Annotated in this window: 17 protein-coding genes and 7 pseudogenes; 22 read left to right on the top strand and 2 right to left on the bottom strand. The window is 43.3% G+C overall.

Going from position 1 to position 23,607, the window contains the following annotated elements:
- Nucleotides 1-120 precede the first annotated feature (120 nt).
- The 19 genes and pseudogenes from mraZ (at nucleotide 121) to ftsZ (ending at nucleotide 20,060) form a co-directional block, all read left to right on the top strand.
- Nucleotides 121-551: pseudogene (gene mraZ, locus JCM21738_RS15470) on the top strand (division/cell wall cluster transcriptional repressor MraZ).
- Between the two features lie 57 nt (nucleotides 552-608).
- Complete coding sequence (gene rsmH, locus JCM21738_RS15475; protein WP_023615000.1) at nucleotides 609-1,547, top strand: 16S rRNA (cytosine(1402)-N(4))-methyltransferase RsmH; 939 nt, start codon at nucleotides 609-611, stop codon at nucleotides 1,545-1,547.
- Between the two features lie 33 nt (nucleotides 1,548-1,580).
- On the top strand, nucleotides 1,581-1,937 hold the full coding sequence (gene ftsL, locus JCM21738_RS15480) for a cell division protein FtsL (protein ID WP_023614999.1): 357 nt from the start codon (nucleotides 1,581-1,583) through the stop codon (nucleotides 1,935-1,937).
- On the top strand, nucleotides 1,937-3,751 hold the full coding sequence (locus tag JCM21738_RS15485; protein WP_369385764.1) for a peptidoglycan D,D-transpeptidase FtsI family protein: 1,815 nt from the start codon (nucleotides 1,937-1,939) through the stop codon (nucleotides 3,749-3,751). The genes ftsL and JCM21738_RS15485 overlap by 1 nt, the downstream gene beginning before the upstream one ends.
- Nucleotides 3,752-3,756: 5 nt before the next feature.
- Nucleotides 3,757-4,146 carry a PASTA domain-containing protein gene (locus JCM21738_RS27465; RefSeq protein WP_369385765.1) on the top strand — a complete coding sequence of 130 codons (390 nt, stop codon included), beginning with the start codon at nucleotides 3,757-3,759 and terminating at the stop codon, nucleotides 4,144-4,146.
- A 379-nt stretch (nucleotides 4,147-4,525) separates the two neighbouring features.
- The gene (locus JCM21738_RS15490) at nucleotides 4,526-6,439 is read left to right on the top strand and encodes a stage V sporulation protein D (protein WP_023614997.1); all 1,914 of its coding nucleotides are present in this window, start codon (nucleotides 4,526-4,528) and stop codon (nucleotides 6,437-6,439) included.
- A 219-nt stretch (nucleotides 6,440-6,658) separates the two neighbouring features.
- A pseudogene (locus JCM21738_RS15495) lies at nucleotides 6,659-8,118 on the top strand (UDP-N-acetylmuramoyl-L-alanyl-D-glutamate--2,6-diaminopimelate ligase).
- A gap of 1 nt (nucleotide 8,119) precedes the next feature.
- A complete protein-coding gene (locus JCM21738_RS15500) occupies nucleotides 8,120-8,569 on the top strand; it encodes a hypothetical protein (RefSeq protein ID WP_023614995.1) in 450 nt (149 codons plus the stop codon).
- Nucleotide 8,570: 1 nt separating this feature from the next.
- Nucleotides 8,571-9,544 (top strand): annotated as a pseudogene (gene mraY, locus JCM21738_RS15505) (phospho-N-acetylmuramoyl-pentapeptide-transferase).
- Nucleotides 9,545-10,895, top strand: a pseudogene (gene murD, locus JCM21738_RS15510) (UDP-N-acetylmuramoyl-L-alanine--D-glutamate ligase). It begins immediately after the preceding pseudogene.
- A gap of 99 nt (nucleotides 10,896-10,994) precedes the next feature.
- Nucleotides 10,995-12,094: pseudogene (spoVE, locus tag JCM21738_RS15515) on the top strand (stage V sporulation protein E).
- A gap of 360 nt (nucleotides 12,095-12,454) precedes the next feature.
- Nucleotides 12,455-13,549 (top strand): undecaprenyldiphospho-muramoylpentapeptide beta-N-acetylglucosaminyltransferase, encoded by a 1,095-nt coding sequence (gene murG, locus JCM21738_RS15520; RefSeq protein WP_023614991.1) that lies wholly within the window; start codon nucleotides 12,455-12,457, stop codon nucleotides 13,547-13,549.
- 62 nt (nucleotides 13,550-13,611) lie between these two features.
- A pseudogene (murB, locus tag JCM21738_RS15525) lies at nucleotides 13,612-14,519 on the top strand (UDP-N-acetylmuramate dehydrogenase).
- A gap of 263 nt (nucleotides 14,520-14,782) precedes the next feature.
- A complete protein-coding gene (locus JCM21738_RS15530) occupies nucleotides 14,783-15,574 on the top strand; it encodes a cell division protein FtsQ/DivIB (protein ID WP_023614989.1) in 792 nt (263 codons plus the stop codon).
- On the top strand, nucleotides 15,552-16,292 hold the full coding sequence (locus JCM21738_RS15535) for a DUF881 domain-containing protein (RefSeq protein WP_439646007.1): 741 nt from the start codon (nucleotides 15,552-15,554) through the stop codon (nucleotides 16,290-16,292). Before JCM21738_RS15530 ends, JCM21738_RS15535 begins: the two co-directional genes overlap by 23 nt.
- 81 nt (nucleotides 16,293-16,373) lie before the next feature.
- Nucleotides 16,374-17,108, top strand: a complete 735-nt coding sequence (locus tag JCM21738_RS15540; RefSeq protein ID WP_023614987.1) for a DUF881 domain-containing protein — start codon at nucleotides 16,374-16,376, stop codon at nucleotides 17,106-17,108.
- Entirely contained in the window at nucleotides 17,108-17,458 is a 351-nt protein-coding gene (locus JCM21738_RS15545) for a small basic family protein (RefSeq protein ID WP_023614986.1), read from the top strand. The genes JCM21738_RS15540 and JCM21738_RS15545 overlap by 1 nt, the downstream gene beginning before the upstream one ends.
- Nucleotides 17,459-17,593: 135 nt before the next feature.
- Nucleotides 17,594-18,877, top strand: a complete 1,284-nt coding sequence (gene ftsA, locus JCM21738_RS15550; RefSeq protein ID WP_023614985.1) for a cell division protein FtsA — start codon at nucleotides 17,594-17,596, stop codon at nucleotides 18,875-18,877.
- A 40-nt stretch (nucleotides 18,878-18,917) separates the two neighbouring features.
- A complete protein-coding gene (ftsZ, locus tag JCM21738_RS15555) occupies nucleotides 18,918-20,060 on the top strand; it encodes a cell division protein FtsZ (RefSeq protein WP_023614984.1) in 1,143 nt (380 codons plus the stop codon).
- Nucleotides 20,061-20,262: 202 nt separating this feature from the next.
- On the opposite strand, the gene JCM21738_RS24460 is transcribed toward ftsZ, so the two are convergent.
- On the bottom strand, nucleotides 20,263-20,424 hold the full coding sequence (locus tag JCM21738_RS24460; protein WP_156315527.1) for a hypothetical protein: 162 nt from the start codon (nucleotides 20,422-20,424) through the stop codon (nucleotides 20,263-20,265).
- 210 nt (nucleotides 20,425-20,634) lie between these two features.
- Nucleotides 20,635-20,814 carry a hypothetical protein gene (locus JCM21738_RS15560; protein WP_023614982.1) on the bottom strand — a complete coding sequence of 60 codons (180 nt, stop codon included), beginning with the start codon at nucleotides 20,812-20,814 and terminating at the stop codon, nucleotides 20,635-20,637.
- A 119-nt stretch (nucleotides 20,815-20,933) separates the two neighbouring features.
- Here JCM21738_RS15560 and spoIIGA point away from each other — a divergent pair.
- The 3 genes and pseudogenes from spoIIGA (at nucleotide 20,934) to sigG (ending at nucleotide 23,583) form a co-directional block, all read left to right on the top strand.
- Nucleotides 20,934-21,871, top strand: a pseudogene (gene spoIIGA, locus JCM21738_RS15565) (sigma-E processing peptidase SpoIIGA).
- Nucleotides 21,872-21,915: 44 nt separating this feature from the next.
- Nucleotides 21,916-22,635, top strand: coding sequence for an RNA polymerase sporulation sigma factor SigE (gene sigE, locus JCM21738_RS15570; RefSeq protein WP_023614980.1), 720 nt, complete (start codon nucleotides 21,916-21,918; stop codon nucleotides 22,633-22,635).
- Nucleotides 22,636-22,803: 168 nt separating this feature from the next.
- Nucleotides 22,804-23,583 (top strand): RNA polymerase sporulation sigma factor SigG, encoded by a 780-nt coding sequence (gene sigG / locus JCM21738_RS15575; RefSeq protein WP_023614979.1) that lies wholly within the window; start codon nucleotides 22,804-22,806, stop codon nucleotides 23,581-23,583.
- Nucleotides 23,584-23,607: the final 24 nt, after the last annotated feature.

Below are 23,607 nucleotides of genomic sequence, written 5' to 3' on the forward strand. Positions count from 1 at the left end.
TTCTTGTCATTAGTTTAATATTTCCGGAAGGATTTGAAGGCTGTGGGGAGAATATTTAAAATAAGGTGGTGAAAAGTGGGGGAATGTGGTACATTGTATTTAGAAAGTGGGGGTAGTGGCATGTTCATGGGTGAATACCATCATAATGTTGATAGCAAAGGCCGATTGATCATCCCTGCCAAGTCCGTGAAAACCTGGGAGAAATGTTCATTCTTACCCGGGGACTTGACCAGTGTTTATTTGGCTATCCCGTTTCTGAATGGTCAGTGATCGAAGAAAAGTTAAAAGGACTTCCGCTGACTAAAAAAGATGCACGAGCATTTACCCGTTTCTTCTTTTCGGGTGCTATCGAGAGTGAAATTGACAAACAGGGGAGAGTCAATATTCCTTCCCCGTTGATGCAGTACGCCAAGCTTGAGAAAGAATGTGTGATTTTAGGTGTTTCCAATCGAATTGAAATTTGGAGCAAAGCCATCTGGGAAGAATATTTCGCAGAATCTGAGGAATCTTTTGCTGAAATTGCAGAAAATATGATTGGATTTGATATTTAAGGGTAACATTATTCCGATATAATATTACCTGCTCCTCGATTGGAAAGGTGGATCATAATGTTCAAACATACAACAGTTTTACTGGAAGAAACAGTAGACGGGCTCAATATCAAGCCTGAGGGTACATATGTGGATTGCACTCTCGGTGGCGCAGGCCACAGTGAATTGATTTTGTCCAAGCTTTCGGCAAAAGGAAAGCTATACGCGTTTGACCAGGACGATGTCGCAATTGCAAATGCAAAAGAAAAGCTTGCTGCTTATGGAGACAGACTGACAATCATTAAAAGCAACTTTCTCTATCTGAAGGAAGAGCTAGAAAACCATTGTGTAACTGAGGTTGACGGTGTGCTTTATGACCTTGGAGTCTCATCGCCACAGCTGGACACTCCTGAACGAGGCTTCAGCTACCATCATGATGCTCCGCTTGATATGCGGATGGACCAGGACGCACCATTGTCCGCTTACGAAGTAATTAATGAATGGCCATATGAGAAATTGGTCAAAATCTTTTTCCGTTATGGGGAAGAGAAATTTTCAAAGCAGATTGCCAGAAAGATCGAGGCAGCAAGGGAAAGTAAACCTATTGAAACTACTGGTGAACTTGTCCAGTTGATCAAGGATGCGATTCCTGCTCCTGCAAGGAGAAAAGGCGGTCATCCCGCAAAGAGGGTTTTCCAGGCGGTGAGAATCGCTGTTAATGATGAACTTGGTGTATTTGAAAAATCACTCGAGCAGGCTATTGACTTGCTTTCTGTAGGCGGAAGGATCAGTGTTATCACCTTCCACTCACTGGAAGACAGGATTTGTAAGGTTACCCTGAAAAAAGCGAGCGAAACACCGCCGCTGCCTCCAGGATTGCCAATCATACCTGAAGAATACCAGCCGAAGCTTAAGCTGGTCACTAGAAAACCAATCCTGCCTTCAGAGGAAGAGCTAGAGTTCAATAACAGGGCGAGATCCGCAAAACTGCGTATCGCTGAAAAAGTAAAAAAATAATAATATAAAATATAATTTTCAGGAGGGAAAATGATGAGCAATCTGGCTAGAAAATTGCAGCAAGAACAGCAACAGCAAACTGTTCAGGCACCGGCAAAAGCACCGGCAAAACGCAATTCGATACTGACGCCTGCAGAAAAAATCCTGATGTTTGTTTTCGGGGCAATTGTTTGCTTCGGCGCAACATTCATGGTTTCAAAACAGGCAGCCATTTATGAAGTCAACAAAGAAATCCAAATCATTGAAGGCAATATTCAGGAGCAGCAAAAGATTAACAGTGACCTAGAAATCCAGATTAGCGAATTAAGTACCTATGAAAGAATCAAACAGGTAACAGAAAAGCTCGGTTTAACATTGAACGAAGACAATGTTAAAGGTGTGGAAAACTGATGATCAAGAAACAGCCAAATATGAATGCAGGAGCAGCGGTATTATTCGTAATATTCAGCCTGCTCTTTTTTATCTTAATTTTCAGGTTCATTACAATCCAGTTCACCGGGGAAGTGCATGGACAAGCCCTGGCTGCAAGGGCGCAGCAAAAGTACTCGAATGACAAAGTAATCGAGGCGACAAGAGGTACGATTTTTGACCGAAAAGGCGAAGTTGTTGCTGAGGATACAACTGCCTACACGCTTGTCGCTATCCTTAATGAATCTGTGACAACGAATAAAAAGAAACCAAAGCATGTGAACGATCCTGCGAAGACAGCAGAAGTGCTAGCGAAGTATATTGATATGAGTGAGTCGGATATCTATAAAAGGCTGACGAAAAAAGGCGCATGGCAGGTTGAATTCGGAAAAGCCGGACGCGACATTTCCCATCAAGCCAAACGTAAAATTGAAGAGGAGAAGCTGCCGGGAATTACTTTTTTACGAGATTCTAAGAGATTCTATCCGAACGGTGTATTCTCATCCCATTTAGTCGGATTTGTAGAAAAGGCAGAAACAGAGGAAAATAAAACTGTTACTTTTGGAAAGCTGGGGATAGAAAAAATACTTAATAAGGAATTGACTGGTAAAAATGGCTCACTTTCATTCGAAAGTGATTTATGGGGTTTCCTTTTACCTGATGGGGAGAAAAAAGTCACCCCTGCCCAAGATGGCAGCAATGTGTTTTTAACGATTGATAAAAAAATCCAAACGTTCGTGGAGGATGCAGTCGATCGTGTAGATGAAGAATATAAGCCAAAGAAAATAATTGCAGTCGTCGCTGATCCGAAAACAGGCGATATCCTGGCGATGGCACAGCGTCCGAGCTTCCATCCGACTACAAGAGATGGGCTGGATAATAGCTGGCATAACGAAGTGGTAGAAACACCGATTGAGCCAGGGTCGACGATGAAAATTTTTACGCTTGCAGCGGCAATTGAGGAGAACAAATGGAATCCGAATGAGTGGTATAAATCTGGTTCTTATAAAGTTACCGAAAACTCCCAGCTGATTCGCGATCATAACGGCAGCGGCTGGGGCTCAATTACCTATCTTGAAGGAATCCAGCGTTCATCGAATGTAGCAGTGGCAAAGCTGGTAAATGAAAAAATCGGTACGGGAATATTCCGGGAGTATTTGACTGATTTTGGCTTTGACCAGCCTACTGGCATTGACCTTCCAAACGAAGCAGCTGGAACTATTGTTTATAGATGGCCGATTGAGAAAATCACAACATCATACGGCCAGGGAACAACTGTGACACCAATCCAGATGATCCAGGCAGCAACAGCAGTAGCTAATGATGGGAAGATGATGAAACCCCGTGTGATTGATAAGATTGTCGATCCTAATACTGGCGAAGTGATTAAGCAGGAAGAGCCGAAGTCAGTCGGCCAGCCTATATCCGCTGAAACTGCAAAGCAAGTGCGAGATGTTTTAGGGACGGTTGTAACTGGTGAGCATGGTACGGGGAAATCATACGCAATCGAGGGATACGAGGTTGCTGGTAAAACTGGTACTGCGAACTTAACAGCCAACGGCAGTTATTTAGATGGAGCGAGCGATTACCTGTTTTCATTCCTTGGTATGGCTCCAAAAGACGATCCTAAGCTAATTGTCTATGTCGCCGTTCAACAGCCGGAAATCGACCATTATTTTAAAGGATCGATTCCAACGTCTATGATATTCAAATCTGTGATGAAGAGCAGTCTTCAGTATTTGAACATCAAACCTGCCTCTATGGAAAAGCTGAATCCATACCAGTTCCTGAGGTAACCGGTATGAATTCAGTAGAAGCAAAGAAGCTGCTTGAATCCAAAGGGTTTGAAACCGTGATCATAGGAGACGGAAACCAGGTCGAGGAGCAGCTGCCGAAGGCAGAGCTAATGGCTCTCGAGGGAGAAAAAGTCTTTATCACGGCTACGGGAGTCATGACATACCCTGATATGACAGACTGGTCACTCAGGGACGTCATGAAGCTGGCGCAAATTACAGATATTAAGCTAAACAAAGCCGGCAGCGGCTATGTCACAAAACAAAGCCTTAAGCCTGGGGTACCAATCAATAAAGGTGAAAACCTTGTTGTCGAGCTGGAAACCCCGCTGCAGCAATTTGAGAAATCATTGAAAACTGAGGAAGAAAATGAAGAAACAGAGGAAGTGGGCGGATGAGCCTTCCTCTGTTTTTTTATTTCGAGAAGGTTCTTTTGTAAATTTTCTTATACCCTGACAAGACTACGGTTAATTTGCCTCTGGTTCAGACAACATCTTAGTGGTAGATTTTTCATTTCTTCAGAGGTCGCCCCAGGTTCGGATAAAACGAAAGTCGCAGCTCTCCGATTTGTCCGAAGTAGCCCCAGGTTCCGCCAATATCCCCGCTAGTAACCCTCAGGAGTCGGCATAAGCAGTCCTAACTTCAGGTTCCAAACGAACCTCAGCTTGTCTCTATTTCTTGTTATATTCTAATTCGTACAAGCATATATTTGAACGAGTGTCTGAGAGTATCTCAATTTACTATTGGAACAACTATATGGGGAGGTTCGTTCAATATATGCGTGTATCAAATGTGACGGTCAGAAAGAGGCTGGCTCTCGTTCTGGTGGTTGGAATTTTGGTGTTTTTCATCATAGATGTCCGGCTGGGCTATGTGCAATTTATGCTTGGAGATGTTTTGACGGTGAAGGCAAAGGATTCTTGGAGCAGGAACGTGCCATTTGAACCTCGACGCGGGGAAATAACGGATAGGAATGGCGTGGCGCTCGCAACGAATATTAGTGCACCGACTGTTTACGTGGTGCCTCGCCAGGTGGAGGATCCAGTAGCTGCGGCAGAAATATTGGCGAAGGCTTTAAATATGTCAAAGGAGAAGGCCTATCAACATATTACTAAAAGAGCGATGATTGAGAGAATTCCAGAGGGCAGAAAGATTTCTCATGAGAAAGCGAAGGAAATCAGGGCGCTTGATATCAATGGTGTATACATTGGCGAGGATTCTAAGCGGCATTATCCTTATGGAAGCTATTTGTCACATGTGCTCGGATTCGCAGGGATTGACAACCAGGGGTTGATGGGACTGGAGCTCTATTATGATAAAGAATTAAAAGGCCAAAAGGGCTCAGTTCAATTTTATGCGGATGCCAAACAGCAGCGGATGAACAATATGGCGGATGACTATGAGCCGCCGGTGGACGGGCTGGACCTGAAGCTGACAATCGACAGCAGGGTACAGACCATCGTCGAGAGGGAGATGGATATTGCCCAGGCAAAATATAATCCTGATGGCATCATTGCGATTGCCATGAATCCGAATAATGGGGAAATCCTCGCCATGTCAAGCAGGCCAGACTTTGATCCGGCCAACTTTCGCAATGTTGCACCAGAAGTTTACAACCGGAACCTGCCTATTTGGAGCACGTATGAACCAGGTTCTACTTTCAAAATTGTCACTCTTGCTGCTGCACTTCAGGAAGGAAAGGTCGACCTAGAAAAAGATCACTTCCATGACTCAGGTTCAGTTGAAGTGGCAGGGGCAAGAATACGCTGCTGGAAAAAGGATGGACATGGAAGCCAATCCTTCCTTGAAGTTGTCGAGAATTCCTGCAACCCTGGTTTCGTTGAGCTCGGGGACAGACTTGGAAAAGAAAAACTGTTCAAATATGTGAAAGACTTCGGATTCGGCGAGAAAACAGGCATTGACCTTCAAGGGGAAGGCAAAGGAATCCTGTTCAACCTTGACAGGGTCGGTCCGATTGAGCAGGCAACAACGGCTTTTGGGCAGGGTGTTTCTGTAACACCGATCCAGCAGGTCGCTGCGGTTTCAGCCGCAGTAAATGGTGGAATACTGTATACACCGTACATTGCAAAAGAATTAATCGATCCGGTTACTGGAGAAGTTGTCATGAAAAAATCTCCCCAGGCAAAAAGAAGGGTAATCTCTGAGGAAACTTCAAAAGAAATTAGACATGCGCTTGAAAGTGTCGTAGCTAAAGGTTCAGGTAAAAATGCTTATGTTGACTCTTACAGAGTTGGCGGCAAAACTGGTACTGCCCAGAAGGCAAAGGAGGGACGCTACCTCGAAAATAACCATATCGTATCATTCATAGGTTTTGCACCTGCGGATGATCCGCAAATTGTTATTTATGTAGCGGTCGATAACCCGAAAGGTACAGTACAGTTTGGTGGGGTAGTAGCAGCTCCTATCGTTGGCGATATTATGGAAGACAGCCTGCGCGCTATGGAAGTTCCTCCGCGGAAGGATCAGATCGAAAAAGAATTGACATGGCTGGATACACCTATGGTCGAGGTCCCGGATTTGAAGGGATTAACCAAACAGGAACTCAGACAGCAATTGATCAACTTTAAACTCGATATTGCCGGCGACGGGGAGAAAGTTGTAAAACAGCTTCCTTCACCAGGAGTGAAAATCAAGGAAGGATCAACAATCAGGGTTTATATGAATGATTAACTAAGAGATGTAATCATGGCGTAAACTTATGGTAAGCAGGCGGCGGCAGGGTAATCATCCGCCGCCTGCTTTAGGATACTGAGCTATTTCTCTTTTTGAGGAGGAGCCTCAGTGTTAATCATGTAAAAAGGGCTTGCTCTTTTCATCTCAACAATGGCTAATTTCAGCCTAATCATGTAAAATAAGAGTCGCCATGTTGTTTGAGAGGATTTGATATTTATGAAATTACACGAATTGATTGGTTACTTGCACCCTTTCGTGGATTATAAGGGAGAAAATCCCGAAATTACTTCAATTGAAAATGATAACCGCAGAGCGACTCCTGGAAGTTTATTCATATGCATAAAAGGTTATACAGTTGATGGTCACGATTTTGCTGAATCAGCCGTGAAGAATGGAGCAGCAGCAGTTCTCGCCGAAAGAGAATTGCCTGTGAATGTCCCGGTAATTGTAGTCAAGGACACGGTACGGGCAATGGCAGTACTTGCGGACGCATTTTACGGCCAGCCTAGCCAGAAGCTTCATATGGTTGGAATTACAGGTACGAATGGAAAGACGACGACAAGCCATATCATTGAACAGATTTTCAAGGATGCTGGTCAGAAAACCGGACTGATTGGAACGATGTACACAAAGATCGGCGAGCAGATTTTTGAAGTGAAAAATACAACACCGGAAAGCCTGACACTTCAAAAAACCTTCAAGAGAATGGTTGACGAACAGGTCGATACAGCGGTAATGGAGGTATCTTCTCATGCGCTTGTTTATGGCCGTGTCCATGGTACGGATTACAATGTTGCTGTTTTCACGAACCTGACGCAGGACCATCTGGACTACCATAAGACAATGGAAGAATACAGGAAAGCGAAGGGGCTTCTGTTTTCACAGCTTGGAAATGCCTTCAACCATGAAAAACCGAAATTTGCAGTCCTGAATTCAGACGATCCCGCAAGTGATGAGTTTGCTATGCTGACAACTGCCCATATATTGACATATGGGATTGACAACCATGCTGACCTGCAGGCAATCAACATTGCAATGTCGGCCAGTGGAACATCATTTGATTTGGTCAGCCCATTTGGCGTGAAAAAGGTAAACATCCAGTTGATCGGTAAGTTCAGCATTTATAATGTACTTGCAAGCATCGGAGCTGCTCTCGTTTCTGGCTTGCCTTTAGAGGATATCATCGCATCTGTTGAAGGTGTTAAAGGAGTTTCGGGAAGGTTTGAAGTAGTCGATGCAGGACAGGATTTCTCTGTGATCGTTGACTATGCCATACTCCTGACAGTCTTGAAAATGTCCTGAAAACAATACAGCAGTTTGCACAGAAAAGGGTTTTTTGTGTAATTGGCTGCGGCGGCGACAGAGATCGAACTAAGCGTCCGCTTATGGCGAAAATCGCTTGTGAATATTCTACAGATGCCGTCTTCACATCGGATAACCCGCGCAGCGAGGATCCTGCAGAAATAATCAAGGATATGGAAGAAGGAGTCAAAGGCGAAGTTTATACTTCGATTCTTGACAGGAAGGAAGCTATCCAGCATGCCGTAAAAAATGCGAAGTCTGGAGATGTGATCCTGATTGCTGGGAAGGGCCATGAAACATACCAGCAAATAGGTGACAGGACCTTCGACTTTGATGACCGGATTGTGGCACGCGAGGCGATAGAGGAGAGGTAATATGCTGACATACCAGGATCTTTCAAGTTTAACTTTAAGAACAACTGGAATAAAAGTCGAAAATATCCGCTTTCACACTGTAAGCAGCCTGGCTGGTGCGAAGCAGCCAAGAGGGCTGTTTGTCCCGGTATCGGCTGATTGCGGAACTTTGCAGGAAGCGATTTCGAATGGTGCTGTCGCAGCTGTCTGGCCTGAAGGCGAGCAGGTGCCGGCATACGCGCCAAACCACTTCCCGATTTTTTACACACAAGACAATTTGAAAGGCTTAGAGAAAATTATGAACTCATACAATGATTACTTATCACAACACGAAGACATCGACGAAAGAACTAAATTCATTTTCCTGAACAAAGCACTTCTTAATGAAGGTGATGAAACATATGATATAGCTGTGATGGCTGAAAACATTAATGGTTATGGCAGCAATCGTAACAAGGCAGGTGAGGAATAGAATGCTGGAGCAAGTTATCTTTTTCACAATATTAATGGGTTTTCTTATCACTGTTCTGCTTTCTCCAGTGTTTATTCCCTTTTTGAGAAAGCTTAAATTTGGCCAGAGCATCAGAGAAGAAGGGCCGAAATCGCATCAGAAAAAACAGGTACACCAACTATGGGCGGCGTCATGATATTAATCTCTATCACAATCACGACCCTCGTCATGACAGGGAAGTTCTCCCAGCCTTCAGTGGAAACGTATCTATTGTTATTTGTTACACTAGGATTTGGCCTGCTCGGCTTTTTGGATGATTTCATCAAGGTTGTCATGAAGCGAAACCTTGGCTTGACTTCAAAGCAGAAGCTGCTTGGCCAGATTATTATTTCCGTTATTTTTTACTTCATATTCAAGCAAAGTGAATTATCAACAGTCATCAGCATCCCGTTAACAGATATTTCTTTTGATCTTGGATGGGGATATGCACTGTTCATTATTTTCTGGATGGTTGGGTTTTCGAATGCTGTTAACCTGACGGACGGGCTTGACGGGCTGGTTTCGGGAACAGCTGCTATTGCATTTGGTGCATTCGCTGTACTTGCCTGGAACCAATCTCAATATGAGCTGTCTATTTTTTCAGTCGCGGTGGTTGGGGCTGTTTTAGGATTCCTTGTATTTAATGCACACCCTGCTAAAGTGTTCATGGGAGACACTGGTTCCCTCGCTCTTGGTGGTGCCATTGCAACTGTCGCGATCCTTGCGAAGCTTGAGATTATCCTGATCATCATTGGCGGAATATTTGTGATTGAAACATTATCCGTTATTCTTCAGGTTATTTCATTTAAAACCACGGGGAAAAGAATCTTCAGGATGAGTCCACTTCACCACCACTATGAATTGATTGGCTGGTCAGAATGGCGTGTCGTTGTCACGTTCTGGACTGTGGGCCTTCTTTTCGCTATCCTTGGAATTTATATTGAGGTGTGGATCTAGATGAAAGATATCAAAACATATCAACATAAAAAGATACTTGTACTTGGCCTTGCAAGAGTGGAGTCAGTGCGGCTGCTCTACTACATAAACTAGGGGCATTTGTAACTGTCAATGACAGCAAGCCTCTCTCTGAAAATCCCGAAGCGCAAGGATTGCTTGAGCAGGAATCAAGGTTGTTTGTGGAAGCCATCCTATCGAATTGATGGACGAAGGCTTTGAACTCGTCGTCAAGAATCCCGGAATTCCATACTATAACCCTATGATCCAAAAAGCGATTGAAAAAGAAATTCCGGTAATTACCGAGGTTGAGCTCGCATACCAGATTTCTGAGGCTCCGCTGATTGGCATTACTGGAACAAATGGAAAAACAACTACTACCACGTTAATATTCGAAATGCTTGAGGCAGGAAACAAGCATCCATTGATTGCAGGGAATATTGGTACGGTAGCATCAGGTGTTGCACAGGAAGCCACCGCTGAAAATACGATCGTCATTGAACTGTCATCATTTCAATTAATGGGAATTGACCAGTTCAAGCCTGGGATATCCATCATTACAAATCTGTATGACGCACACCTGGATTATCACGGTACAAGAACTGAATATATTGGTGCAAAGGCTAGGATCACACAAAACCAGACTGAAGAAGACTTCCTTATTATCAATGCTGACCAGGATGAATGCATGGCAATTGCCCGCAATTCCCGAGCGCAAATCGTTCCTTTTTCAACAAGGAAGGTGCTTGAAAATGGTGCTTATGTGAAGGATGGCTGGGTTTGCTTTTATGGGGAGCAGATTATTGAAACAAAGGATATCGTCCTTCCGGGCAAGCATAATCTGGAGAATATATTATCGGCCGTAGCGGCGACGCTGCTTTCAGGTGCAGATAAAGAGGCCATCAGAAAGGTGCTTACTACCTTTGCAGGCGTTCGCCACAGGCTCCAGTACGTGGCCACTATCGATGAACGTAAATTTTATAATGACTCAAAAGCAACGAATATTTTGGCTACTGAAAATGCCCTGGCAGCTTTCGATGCACCAATCGTCTTGCTGGCCGGTGGTCTTGACAGGGGCAATTCTTTTGATGAGCTTGTTCCTTCATTAAAAAATGTGAAGACATTGATTACTTTTGGAGAGACAGCTGAAAAAGTTGGACAGGCAGGACATGATGCAGGAATAAAAACGATTTTGCGGGCCGATAATGTGGAAAAGGCCGTTCCCGTGGCATTTGAACATTCAGAAGCCGGTGATGTCATCCTGCTGTCTCCAGCATGTGCAAGCTGGGATCAATACAAAACTTTTGAGGTCAGGGGAGACATGTTTATCGAGGCCGTGCATAAGCTTAAGTAAGGGCTTGTCTTGAACAACATGACTCAGGTTGCTTGGCCTCATTGCAGGCTGGATGGGAAGCGGCATATGAGCCTAAATCATACAGCGAGGTGTATTGCTTTGCCAACGAAAAAATCTACTCCAGACATTTTTCTAATGATTGTTACATTTACGCTTTTGGCAGTGGGCTTAATCATGGTCTATAGCGCAAGTGCTGTCTGGGCGGACTATAAGTTTAATGATTCCTTTTTCTTTGCGAAACGGCAAATGCTGTTTGCCGGTTTCGGGATCATCGCGATGTTTTTTATCATGAATATTAACTATTGGACATGGAGAACATGGGCGAAGGTCATATTGATTATTTGTTTTGTTCTGTTGATCCTTGTTTTGATTCCTGGAATCGGGAATGTGCGGAATGGATCAAGGAGCTGGATCGGCGTTGGTGCTTTTCAGTCCAGCCATCAGAGTTCATGAAAATTGCGATGATCGCCTTCCTAGCGAAGTTTTTGTCAGAGAATCAGAAAGCGATCACTTCATTTAAAAAGGGGCTTTTTCCTTCTTTAGGGCTTGTATTTTTGGCATTCGGCCTCATTATGCTGCAGCCTGATTTAGGAACGGGAACAGTCATGGTCGGTACTTCTGTTGTCATCATCTTTATCGCCGGTGCGAGGATAAGCCATTTTGTCGGACTCGGTCTGCTTGGGGTCGCCGGATTTGTCGGACTGATTATTTCTGCGCCATACAGGATAAAACGGATTACATCGTTTCTAGATCCATGGCAGGATCCTCTCGGAAGCGGATTTCAAATGATCCAATCGCTCTATGCAATCGGTCCTGGTGGATTGTTCGGTCTTGGCCTGGGACAAAGCAGGCAAAAGTTCTTTTATCTGCCTGAACCCCAAACAGATTTTATATTCGCAATTCTCGCTGAGGAGCTTGGTTTCATTGGCGGTTCATTTATTCTTCTTTTATTCTCCTTACTGCTTTGGAGGGGAGTAAGGATTGCGCTTGGGGCTCCCGATTTATTCGGAACATTCCTGGCCACTGGGATTATTGCAATGATTGCCATCCAGGTGATGATCAATATCGGTGTTGTCACCGGTCTTATTCCTGTTACTGGCATCACGCTCCCATTCCTGAGCTACGGAGGATCATCCCTTACACTGATGCTGATGGCTGTCGGAGTGCTGCTGAATATAAGCCGACATTCCAGGTACTAAGTAAAGCGCAAGCGTCTTGGTCAGCTTCGACAAGCGCTGTAGTTGGGCAACTCTCTAAGTGAAAGCATATCTACTTTCTTATTACGTAATAAAAGACCCTGCAGCAGGGTCTTTTATTTTTTGGAAAACGTTACGACCTATGTGAATATGAATAGGAATATACTCCTGTTCATGCTATATTACATTTAAATAACAATATCTTTAAAAACTGTTCTAACGTTTAGAATATAGTAGAATAGGGTAAAACCGGGGAGTGCCTTTTTTATAGGTCCTTTCACTATTAATGTTCATATCGCGCCTGGTGTCAACGCATGCGTGATGAATGATTAAAAAAAGAGATAAGTTGTTGAGGTGTGGAAAATGAAGATTGCAGTTAGCGGCGGCGGTACAGGTGGACATATTTACCCTGCGCTCGCACTAATAAGGGAAATTCAAAAAAAGGGTGAAAATGTCGAGTTTCTCTACATAGGGACGGAAAAAGGGCTCGAAAGCAAGCTTGTGCCCAGGGAAAATATCCCGTTTAAATCTATACATATTACAGGGTTCAAACGAAAGATTTCATTTGAGAACGTAAAAACAATCCTGAGGTTTCTCAAAGGTGTCAGGGACAGTAAAAAAATGCTCAAGGAATTCAAGCCGGATGTTGTCATTGGTACTGGGGGATATGTTTGCGGTCCCGTGGTCTATGCGGCTGCGAAAATGGGCATACCTACAATTGTCCATGAACAAAACAGCGTTCCAGGTTTGACGAATAAATTCTTGAGCCGTTATGTCGATAAAATCGCGATTTGCTTTGAAGAAGCTAGGGAATTCTTCCCTGAGCATAAGGTTGTGTTGACTGGTAACCCCAGGGCATCAGAGGTACTAGGGCAGGATGGAATCAAAGGCAGATTGTCTGCCGGATTAAAACTTAAAATTCCTACTGTCCTTATTTTTGGTGGAAGCAGGGGTGCGAGGCCAATTAATGAAGCAGTCGTTAAAAGCCTCACTGAATTAAGCGGTAAATCTTATCAAGTGCTATATATTACGGGCGATGTTCATTTTGAAGATGTCCAGAAGGAAGTTGAACTTGTTGGTAATCCGGAAAATGTCATCATCAAACCATTTATTCACAATATGCCCGAGGTGCTAACTGGTGTTGATATAACTGTAGCAAGGGCAGGAGCGACTACCCTGGCTGAACTAACTTCATTGGGTATCCCCAGCATATTGATTCCGAGCCCATATGTAACCGACAATCATCAAGAAAAAAACGCACGGGCATTAAGTGAAAATGGAGCAGCAAGGCTGCTGCTCGAAAAAGATCTCACAGGGCCTAAGTTGGTCGAAAGTATTGACCACATACTGGGCAATGAAGAGAAGCTGGCCGGTATGAAAAAGGCAGCGAAAAAACTAGGGATACCTGACGCAGCCCAGAGACTGTACCGTCTCATGGAGGAACTGGCAAAAAAGTAGCCTATATGCATGCAGCTGCATAAAATGGTCAAAATAGGCTGTATCGTGAAAGGAAGGTAATTATGAAGGATCTAGCTAACAAACTTAGGGAATTGAACATCGGTTCGGTAAAGGAAAATGAACCGCTGGCAAACCATACATCAATGAAAATTGGCGGACCTGCTGACATACTTATTGAACCTTCATCAATAGAAAATTTAAGAAAAGCGGTTGAAGTCATTAAGGATTCTGGTGTTGAATGGACCGTAATCGGGAGAGGGTCGAATCTCCTCGTTTCAGATAAAGGCATTGAAGGTGTTGTGATTAAACTCGGTTCCGGGCTTGATGATTTAGAGATCGATGGCACTAGAGTGACGGCTGGTGGAGGTCTTTCACTGGTCAACTTTGCGATCACAATTAGCCGAAAAGGACTTTCAGGGCTTGAATTCGCAGGGGGAATTCCTGGGTCGATTGGCGGCGCGGTTTATATGAACGCAGGGGCCCACGGTTCTGATATCTCACAAATTCTGGAGAAAGCTATGTGCTCTTTGAAGATGGCTCTCTTGAGTGGCTCCCTAACGAAGAGATGAAATTCTCTTATCGGACATCTGTCCTCCAGAAAGAGCGGCCGGGTGTTGTAGTTGGAGCCATTTTCCAACTTCAAGAAGGCAATAAGGATGAAATTGTGGCGGAGCTTCAAAAAAACAAGGATTATCGCAAAGAAACCCAGCCATATAACTTTCCTAGCTGCGGCAGTGTCTTTAGGAATCCCCTTCCCAATTATGCTGGGAATTTAATCGAAAAATCAGGTTTGAAAGGCCATCAAATCGGCGGGGCACAAATATCGGAGCTTCATGCGAATTTCATTGTGAACAAAGGAAATGCAAAGGCTGAGGATGTACTTGGTCTGATTCAGCATGTAAAGGATACAGTCCTTGATTTACATGGTGTGAAAATGGAGACAGAGGTTGAAATTATAGGCCGGAAATAGCAGGAAAGTGGTTCAAGCTGTCAAATTCTGTGATATAATAATTCATTAGATTAGGATGCTGTCCGGATAAGAAACGGCATGACAAATTCTCATGCCGTTGGTTCTTCTCTTATTATGTGCCGCTGTACATACTTATTGTTTTCACTTCAAGGGAGAGCTTCTGATTCTAAAATTATTATAATGATGGCTTTAACCTGCAAGGTCAAGAAAAGGGATGTTATTCTTATTGGAAATGGGTTCAGCCGATGAAGAGGGAATTGAAAATGGACAAGAGGAAAATCGTCTCTATAGAAGATCGGATTCCAAAGTTAAAACATCAAAGGCGCAAGAAAGCTAATCGCAGGCTTATCATGCTCCTGGCTTTGTTTTTTATATTAATAGCCGGTGTTATCTATTTTCAGTCACCGCTAAGCAAGGTGAAAGAGATTACTGTTTCAGGAAATGAGTCCTATACATACGAGCACATCGTGGAAAAAAGCGGGCTAAGCTACGAGTCAAATGTGTGGAAAATCAGCAAAGGTGAAGTTGAAGAAAAACTGGAGAAAATCCAGGAAATCAAGCAAGCTACTGTGAACGTAAAGTTTCCAAATAAGGTCGCCATTGAGCTTGAAGAATATAGCAGGCTCGCCTATATTTCAAAGGGAAAGAATTTCTACCCGGTTCTTGAGAATGGAAATATTCTTGGAGAAAAGAAGATTGATGAAATTCCTGTCAACGCTCCAATCTTAATAGGCTTTAAAGAAGGGAAGGTCCTGGATGAAATGATCGCTTCACTGGAGGAACTGCCTGAAGTTGTCATCAATTCAATCTCTGAAATTCACTCACAGCCTGTTAAAACGGATAAATACCTTGTTAAGCTGTATATGAATGACGGTTTCGAGGTAAATGCTACTCTTAGGACTTTTTCGGAAAAAATGGCACATTATCCTTCAATTGTCAGCCAGCTTGACCCTTCTAAAAAGGGTGTCATCGATCTTGAGGTTGGCTCTTATTTTAAAGCATATGAAGCGGAGGAAGCTGAGGAAGTTGAAATTGAAAAAGAAAGTGAACAGTAATCGTGTAATTCTTTCAATCGTTTTCCTGGTACTTGGCTTCATGATTGCTTTTTCATTCCGTGTCACACAGGACGAGGGTGACAAAGGCCAGGGCTTGACGGACAGGCAATGGGAGAAGCATTTAAGCCTTAGGGACGATTTGATTGAACAGGAAGAAAAAAACCGTGAGCTTCAGAAAGAATTGAATGCCAAGCAGGAAAAGGTGCGGGAAATTGAGGCCAGCCTTTCCAAAGAAGCGCAGGTTTTCTTTAACATGGCTGAGGACGCTGAGAAATACCGTATGTTCCTTGGTAAGGTAGAGGTCAGTGGTAAGGGAGTAAAAGTAACTCTGGCTGATGGAGAATACGATCCTGATGAAGAGAATATCAATAATTATCTTGTCCACGAGCATCATGTATTCAAGGTGATCAATGAATTGTACATTTCAGGAGCAGCAGCTATCGCTGTGAACGGGCAACGAATATCACACAATTCATATATATTGTGTACAGGCCCTGTCATCACTGTTGATGGCTACCAGCATTCTGCCCCCTTCGAAATCACTGCTATTGGTGACCCTGATGTTCTTTCCTCCGCTCTCAATATAACCGGTGGGGTAAAAGATCAGCTTGTGAATGACCAGATTGTTTTTTCATTAGAAAAAAGGGAGATCTTAAAATGGATACGATTTTGGGGAAATGATGACGAGCATTTCTTTCAAAATTCGATTGCCGTATAAGTATATAGGTTAACAGGCTGTTTAGAATGGGATTGATTGAATACCACCAGAAATGGCCTAATAGAAAGCTAGGTGAATACATTGGGCCGACCTAAGAATCTCAGCTTCAGTATTATAGCTGCAATTATTGGATTAATGGTTGCCATTCAGTTTCAAACCGTCAGGGAACCAGAAGTCAGGGATACACGTGACACCTGGCAGCTTCGTGAGGATTTAATGAAGGAGAAGGAATTACAGTCCAAGCTGCTTCTTGAAATCAGATCTAATGAAGAAAAACTCGCTAAGTACGAAACTGAGCGGCATCAAAGCAAGGAAGATGTGCTGCGGGAGACCCTCGCAGAATTGAAGGATGAGGCTGGACTGACAGAGGTAACCGGACCGGGGATAACTCTCACGATTAAACCTGCGTTCAATCTGATTGTCGAAGGCGACAATCCGCCTTCAGTTTCTCCAGACATGCTTAAAAGGCTTTTGAATGAATTGAACATGTATGGAGCGAAGCATGTTTCCGTTGATGGCGAAAGGGTCATAAATACAACCGTCATCCGGGATATAAACAGGGTGACAAAAATCAATGGCCATTCTTTAAATCGTTTTCCTATTGAAGTTCAGGTAATTACCGAAAATGGAGATGCAGCCGAAAAGTTATACAATCGGATGAAGGTTTCCACGGTAGCTGAGGATTTTTTCATCGATAATCTGGAAGTGCTTGTAAACAGGCCTGAGAGCACGTTGGTTGTACCAGCATATAAAGATACAATCAGGATCAGGTACATGGAACCCGTTAAAACAGACAAAGGGGGAGGCAACGGATAATGTGGCTTCCAATCATGGGGTTGGTCATCGGTGTCATCATTGGGCTATTGACCGATATCCGAATTCCTGAAGAATACTCCAACTATTTATCAATCGCGATCCTTGCAGCCCTAGATACTTTGTTCGGAGGGATACGCGCCCAGCTGCAAAATATTTATGATGAAAAAGTTTTTGTATCAGGATTCTTTTTTAATATAGTATTAGCAGCAAGTTTAGCTTTTCTAGGTGTCCATCTTGGTGTAGACTTGTATTTAGCAGCAGTTTTTGCCTTTGGGGTAAGACTGTTCCAGAATATAGCCGTTATCCGGAGAATAATATTGACAAAATGGTCAACGACAAGTGAAAAGTAGAAAAAAAAATGATTTTTTAAAAGGGAAATATTTAATTGTGACGAATAAAGTAATGTAATTAAAAATGAAACACAATTTGATAGGTTCTAGAAATTGTTGTTCAAACACTAGGAATTATTAAGGAGGTGCCACAGAATGAACAGCAATGATATATATGTCAGTCTTGACATCGGTACATCCAGTGTGAAAGTTATCATTGGAGAAATGGTCAGCGACACTTTAAATATAATTGGTGTTGGCAATGTTAAGTCCGAAGGATTAAGAAAGGGCTCCATTGTTGATATAGATGAAACCGTTCATTCTATTAAGAGGGCAATCGAACAAGCTGAAAGAATGATAGGTTTAAAGATTAACCAGGTGATTGTGGGTGTCACCGGCAATCATGTTTCCCTGTTGCCATGCCATGGCGTGGTTGCAGTTTCCAGCGACAATCGCGAGATCACGAACGAGGACGTAGCGAGAGTCATTGATGCTGCACAGGTGGTATCGATACCGCCTGAGCGAGAGATAATAGACGTGATTCCAAAGCAATTTATCGTGGACGGTCTTGATGAGATCAATGATCCAAGAGGCATGATCGGTGTCAGGCTTGAAATGGAAGGAACGATCATTACCGGATCAAAGACTATCTTACATAATACTCTTCGTTGTGTTGAGCGTGCCGGTCTTGAAATAGTGGATATCGGCCTGCAGCCGCTTGCAGCGGGAGCTTTCGCGCTTTCAAAGGATGAAAAAAATATGGGTGTCGCGATGATTGATATCGGCGGCGGTTCATCGACGGTCGCTGTATTTGAAAACGGACACTTAAGAGGTACATCTGTCATTCCGGTTGGAGGAGACCATATCACCAAGGACTTATCGATCGGTTTGCGGACTACAACTGAAGAAGCGGATAAATTGAAATTGAAGCATGGACATGCCTTTTATGACCATGCCTCCGAAGAAGAAATATTCGAGGTTTCAATTATTGGCAGCGACCAGCAGCAGCAGTTCAATCAGCTTGAAGTAGCGGACATCATTGAGGCAAGAATGGAAGAAATTTTCTCCCTTGTCCAGGATGAATTGAAACATATGAACATAAGGGACCTGCCAGGAGGTTTTGTCCTGACAGGTGGAACAGCCAATATGCAGGGTGTTCTCGAGCTTGCCCAGGATATATTCCAAAGCAGGGTAAGAATCGCAATTCCGGATTATATTGGCGTAAGAGAACCTCAGTACACGACTGCTGTCGGCTTAATCCAATTTGCTTATAAAAACGCAAAATTAAAAGGAAAGAAAACGGAAGCAGCTTTTAGTGAATTAGAACCGAAAGAAAAAAGAGTTCAAAAACAGCCGCATCCAAAATCGAAGCCTGAGAAACAGCCTGAAGAAAAAGTCACCTCAAGAATGAAAAAATTTCTTGGCTACTTTTTTGAGTAATCAGAGCTAACGGGAAATCGGCGAATTAGGAGGATTTGTCATGTTGGAATTTGACACAAATTTAGATTCACTTGCTACTATAAAAGTTATCGGTGTTGGCGGCGGCGGAAATAATGCGGTTAACCGTATGATCGAACACGGCGTACAAGGTGTGGAATTCATCGCGGTCAACACAGACGCACAAGCATTGAACCTTTCAAAAGCTGAAATCAGAATGCAAATCGGTGCGAAACTAACGCGTGGGTTAGGCGCTGGCGCTAATCCTGAGGTTGGAAAGAAAGCAGCCGAAGAAAGCAAAGAACAAATTGAAGAAGTGCTAAAAGGCGCTGACATGGTATTCGTTACAGCCGGAATGGGCGGAGGAACAGGTACTGGTGCAGCTCCAGTTATCGCTCAAATCGCCAAGGATCTTGGAGCTTTAACAGTGGGTGTAGTTACACGTCCATTTACATTTGAAGGTCGCAAGCGTGCTGGACAGGCTGGCGGTGGTATCTCTGCGATGAAGGAAGCAGTAGATACTTTGATTGTCATTCCTAACGACCGTTTGCTTGAGATTGTTGATAAGAGCACTCCAATGCTTGAAGCTTTCCGTGAAGCGGATAATGTTCTGCGCCAAGGTGTCCAGGGTATCTCTGACTTGATCGCCACTCCTGGATTGATCAACCTTGACTTTGCTGATGTTAAGACAATCATGTCCAATAAAGGCTCTGCCTTGATGGGTATCGGTGTTGCTGCTGGGGAAAATCGTGCGACTGAAGCAGCTAAAAAAGCGATTTCTTCTCCATTGCTTGAAACTTCACTTGATGGAGCTCAGGGTGTCCTGATGAACATTACTGGAGGCACGAACTTGAGCCTATATGAAGTTCAGGAAGCTGCAGATATTGTTGCTTCTGCTTCAGACCAGGATGTAAACATGATCTTTGGTTCGGTTATCAACGAAAACTTGAAAGATGAAATAATCGTTACGGTGATTGCCACAGGCTTCAATGAAGAAGTCGTCCAGCCTAAACCGACAAGACCAGGTTTTGGAGGGCAGCAAAAGCCAGGTATGGGTGCGATCAAGCGCGAACAGCCTAAACGTGAAGAAATCCAGCAGGAAACACAAAGAAGCAATCAGGCTCCACAAGGCGATGATGCTCTAGATATCCCAACATTCCTGCGCAACCGTAACAGAAGACGCTAATTTATACTTCAACAGGGCATAGCCGAAATGGCTATGCCTTTTTTGTGTTTTTTAGAAATCTACTAAACAACAAACTTTTGGAATATATGGCTACTAGACATTCAAGCACCTTTTATTCTTAAAGTTAATAATCTGAAAATTGACAAAATCCGAAGGGAAAAGTGAAAATCTCTGTTGTTTTGTTGCCAGATTATGACACACTTCATAGGCTAATGACGATATACTTTCCGTAACGGATGATAGAGCAAGAAGCAAATCGATTACCAAGTGCTTCAACAGTGGTTGCTGACCTTTGCTCTTCGCCAGGTTGTTTATTGCCAGCCAAAGTAGTTTGCGATGTTTGCGAGATTTGAACTGTCAACAACCGTTGGCATGCTTGATCCTTTCGATAAAGAAAGATTGAAGGATTCTGAATGGGATTCTACACAGCGTTTTCAACGGTCAAACAAGGCGCATGCGAATTCTGTACCTGTATAAGCTTATAGAGTTTATACACTTAGATTAGTGTCTAGCTCCAGCGCCTAGCCAGTTTTCATCACTGAGAGTTGCTTCTTCGGGTATCTTGCGAGAAGCGTTAGCTTTGAGCAGCTCGAGACGTTTGTCTAGTTTCGCCTCCTAGAAACTCCGAAACTTCAACTCCGCCGGCAGAAGCAAAAAGCGCTTCTTTGTCGGAGTCTCCAGTTTCTGCGTTCTTGGGCAGTCGGCTACACATTTCGTTTTCGGTCCGCACAATGAAGTCAAAGAACGACTTCACTGGTCGGGCCTCTGAGGCACAGGACGTGCAGACCCGCCAGCCACACGATGTGGCGTTTTAGGCGGGCAGCGCTTGTCGGGGCTGACCAGGCGCTTGCGCTTTTCTTAGGGGGATGAGAGGTGAAGGTCTATCTGGATGTCATTTGGGCATTGAATTTATTATTTGATACGTTCCTTCTCTACTTGACTGCCATCATCCTGAAAAGACAGGTTAAGCTATGGCGGTTATGTTTGGGAGGGACTATAGGTTCACTGCTCATTATATTAGCAATTACTCCGTTTCATTCTGCAGCGGGGCACCCAGCGGGGAAACTGTTCTTTTCGATATTGATGGTCCTGGCAGCTTTTGGCTATAAAAGATTCCGTTTTTTCTTTAAGGCACTCATGACTTTTTATGTAACGACCTTTCTGCTTGGAGGCACTTTGACAGGGTACATTACTTCATCCAATTTGATATGAACCTTTCATCGGATGTGGCCATGAACCAAATTAAAGGATTTGGCGATCCTATCAGCTGGCTGTTTGTATTGCTTGGGTTTCCGCTCGCCTGGCATTTTTCAAAGAGAAATATTGAACAATTCGAAATGACCAAGATTCAATATGAATCACTGGCTGTAGTTGAAGTGAAGTTCATGGAGCTGGATTTTCACGTTAAAGGATTGATAGATAGCGGAAACCAGCTTTATGATCCTATTTCTAAAATGCCCGTAATGATTTTATCCATCGCAAATTGTTTGGAAAGTATGCCGAGTGAAGTCAAAAGGATAGCTGAAAATCCCGATTGTGTTTTGTCAGGTGATGGGAATTTCTCGCACCAGCTGGAAAATCGAATGAGGATCATTCCATGCAAGGTAGTCGGACAAGAGCATCAATTAATAATTGCCTTTAATCCTGACAAGATCAGGATCACTACAGACGAAGGAATTTATATTGCTGAAAAGGGGTTAATATCTTTTACTGCACAGGAACTTTCGGCTGATGGAAGTTTTCAATGTATTATCCATCCAAAAATGATGGCAGGGATGGCAAAACAAGAGCCATCGGTGAAGGTAAGCTAATATTACTATACTCAGAAATACATAATTTAGAAGGAGGACAATCAATGAAAAATTTGCGGCTTCGGATATCCTATTACTGGTATAAATTATTAATGAAACTAGGCTTGAAAACAGATGAAATATATTATATCGGCGGTAGCGAAGCGTTGCCACCTCCTTTAACGAAAGAAGAGGAAGAGCTGCTTTTGAACAAACTTCCTAATGGGGATAAAGCGGCGAGGTCAATTCTCATCGAAAGAAATTTGAGACTGGTTGTCTACATCGCACGTAAATTCGAAAACACGGGCATCAATATTGAAGACTTAATCAGTATCGGAACAATTGGGTTGATTAAGGCGGTCAATACGTTCAACCCTGAAAAGAAAATCAAGCTAGCGACCTACGCTTCCAGATGTATTGAAAATGAAATCCTGATGTATCTGCGAAGGAATAATAAACTGCGATCAGAAGTTTCCTTTGATGAACCTCTGAATATCGATTGGGATGGAAATGAATTGCTTTTATCTGATGTTCTTGGAACTGATGATGATATTATCACAAAGGATCTCGAGTCCAATGTAGATAAAAAATTGCTGGTTAAAGCGCTTCAGCAACTTTCCGATCGTGAGAAGCAAATCATGGAATTGCGATTTGGTCTTGGTAGCAGTGAGGAAAAGACACAAAAGGATGTGGCGGATATGCTAGGGATTTCACAATCTTACATTTCACGCCTGGAGAAAAGAATCATCAAACGTTTGCGTAAAGAATTTAACAAAATGGTATAGCAGAAAAATTTTCTCTAAAAAATTTTCTCTTTGACAATAGTGATAACTTGGCGGTTTTCCTGCCTGATTCTTCCTGAATACAGTCCAGGCTTTAGGTAAATAGTGCATATTTTTCCTTCTTGCGGAGATACTGATTTTTGACAGCAGCTCCTGTGAGGAGGGAAAAGATTGACACGAAACAAAGTTGAAATTTGCGGTGTTGATACATCAAAGCTTCCCGTTCTTAAAAACGAGGAAATGAGAAAACTTTTTAGAGAAATGCAAAGTGGTGACATCACAGCAAGAGAAAAACTTGTGAATGGGAACCTAAGGCTTGTTTTAAGTGTTATCCAGCGTTTTAACAACCGGGGCGAGTTTGTCGACGATCTGTTTCAGGTCGGGTGTATAGGCCTTATGAAATCCATTGATAATTTTGACCTGGGACAGAATGTAAAGTTTTCAACCTATGCTGTCCCAATGATTATTGGTGAAATAAGAAGGTATTTAAGAGATAATAATCCTATCAGAGTCTCGCGCTCATTAAGGGATATAGCCTATAAAGCGCTTCAGGTCCGCGAAAGGCTGATGAGTGAGGCATCAAGGGAACCAACTGCAGAAGAAATCGCCAAGGTTCTAGAGGTGCCTCATGAGGAAATTGTCTTCGCACTTGATGCGATTCAGGATCCCGTATCCTTATTTGAACCGATCTATAATGATGGCGGGGATCCAATCTATGTGATGGATCAGCTGAGTGATGAACGAAACAAGGATACAAACTGGATAGAAGAAATCGCCCTGAAGGAAGGTATGAGACGCCTGAATGAGCGTGAAAAGTTGATCCTTAGGAAGAGGTTCTTCCAGGGTAAGACCCAAATGGAGGTAGCCGATGAAATCGGCATCTCGCAAGCCCAGGTGTCCCGTCTTGAAAAAGCAGCCATCAAACAAATGAATAAGAATATCCAAAGCTAAGCTGCCCTTTTTGGCAGCTTTTTT

The organism is Mesobacillus boroniphilus JCM 21738, assembly GCF_000517385.1.
Classification (GTDB): Bacteria; Bacillota; Bacilli; order Bacillales; family Cytobacillaceae; genus Mesobacillus; species Mesobacillus boroniphilus.

Excerpts from the sequence above, each read along its gene's own strand:
- rsmH (WP_023615000.1), top strand. The coding sequence starts at position 609 with ATGTTCAAACATACAACAGTTTTACTGGAAGAAACAGTAGACGGGCTC.
- ftsL (WP_023614999.1), top strand. The coding sequence starts at position 1,581 with ATGAGCAATCTGGCTAGAAAATTGCAGCAAGAACAGCAACAGCAAACT.
- JCM21738_RS15485 (WP_369385764.1), top strand. The coding sequence starts at position 1,937 with ATGATCAAGAAACAGCCAAATATGAATGCAGGAGCAGCGGTATTATTC.
- JCM21738_RS27465 (WP_369385765.1), top strand. The coding sequence starts at position 3,757 with ATGAATTCAGTAGAAGCAAAGAAGCTGCTTGAATCCAAAGGGTTTGAA.
- JCM21738_RS15490 (WP_023614997.1), top strand. The coding sequence starts at position 4,526 with ATGCGTGTATCAAATGTGACGGTCAGAAAGAGGCTGGCTCTCGTTCTG.
- JCM21738_RS15500 (WP_023614995.1), top strand. The coding sequence starts at position 8,120 with ATGCTGACATACCAGGATCTTTCAAGTTTAACTTTAAGAACAACTGGA.
- murG (WP_023614991.1), top strand. The coding sequence starts at position 12,455 with ATGAAGATTGCAGTTAGCGGCGGCGGTACAGGTGGACATATTTACCCT.
- JCM21738_RS15530 (WP_023614989.1), top strand. The coding sequence starts at position 14,783 with ATGGACAAGAGGAAAATCGTCTCTATAGAAGATCGGATTCCAAAGTTA.
- JCM21738_RS15545 (WP_023614986.1), top strand. The coding sequence starts at position 17,108 with ATGTGGCTTCCAATCATGGGGTTGGTCATCGGTGTCATCATTGGGCTA.
- ftsA (WP_023614985.1), top strand. The coding sequence starts at position 17,594 with ATGAACAGCAATGATATATATGTCAGTCTTGACATCGGTACATCCAGT.
- ftsZ (WP_023614984.1), top strand. The coding sequence starts at position 18,918 with ATGTTGGAATTTGACACAAATTTAGATTCACTTGCTACTATAAAAGTT.
- sigE (WP_023614980.1), top strand. The coding sequence starts at position 21,916 with ATGAAAAATTTGCGGCTTCGGATATCCTATTACTGGTATAAATTATTA.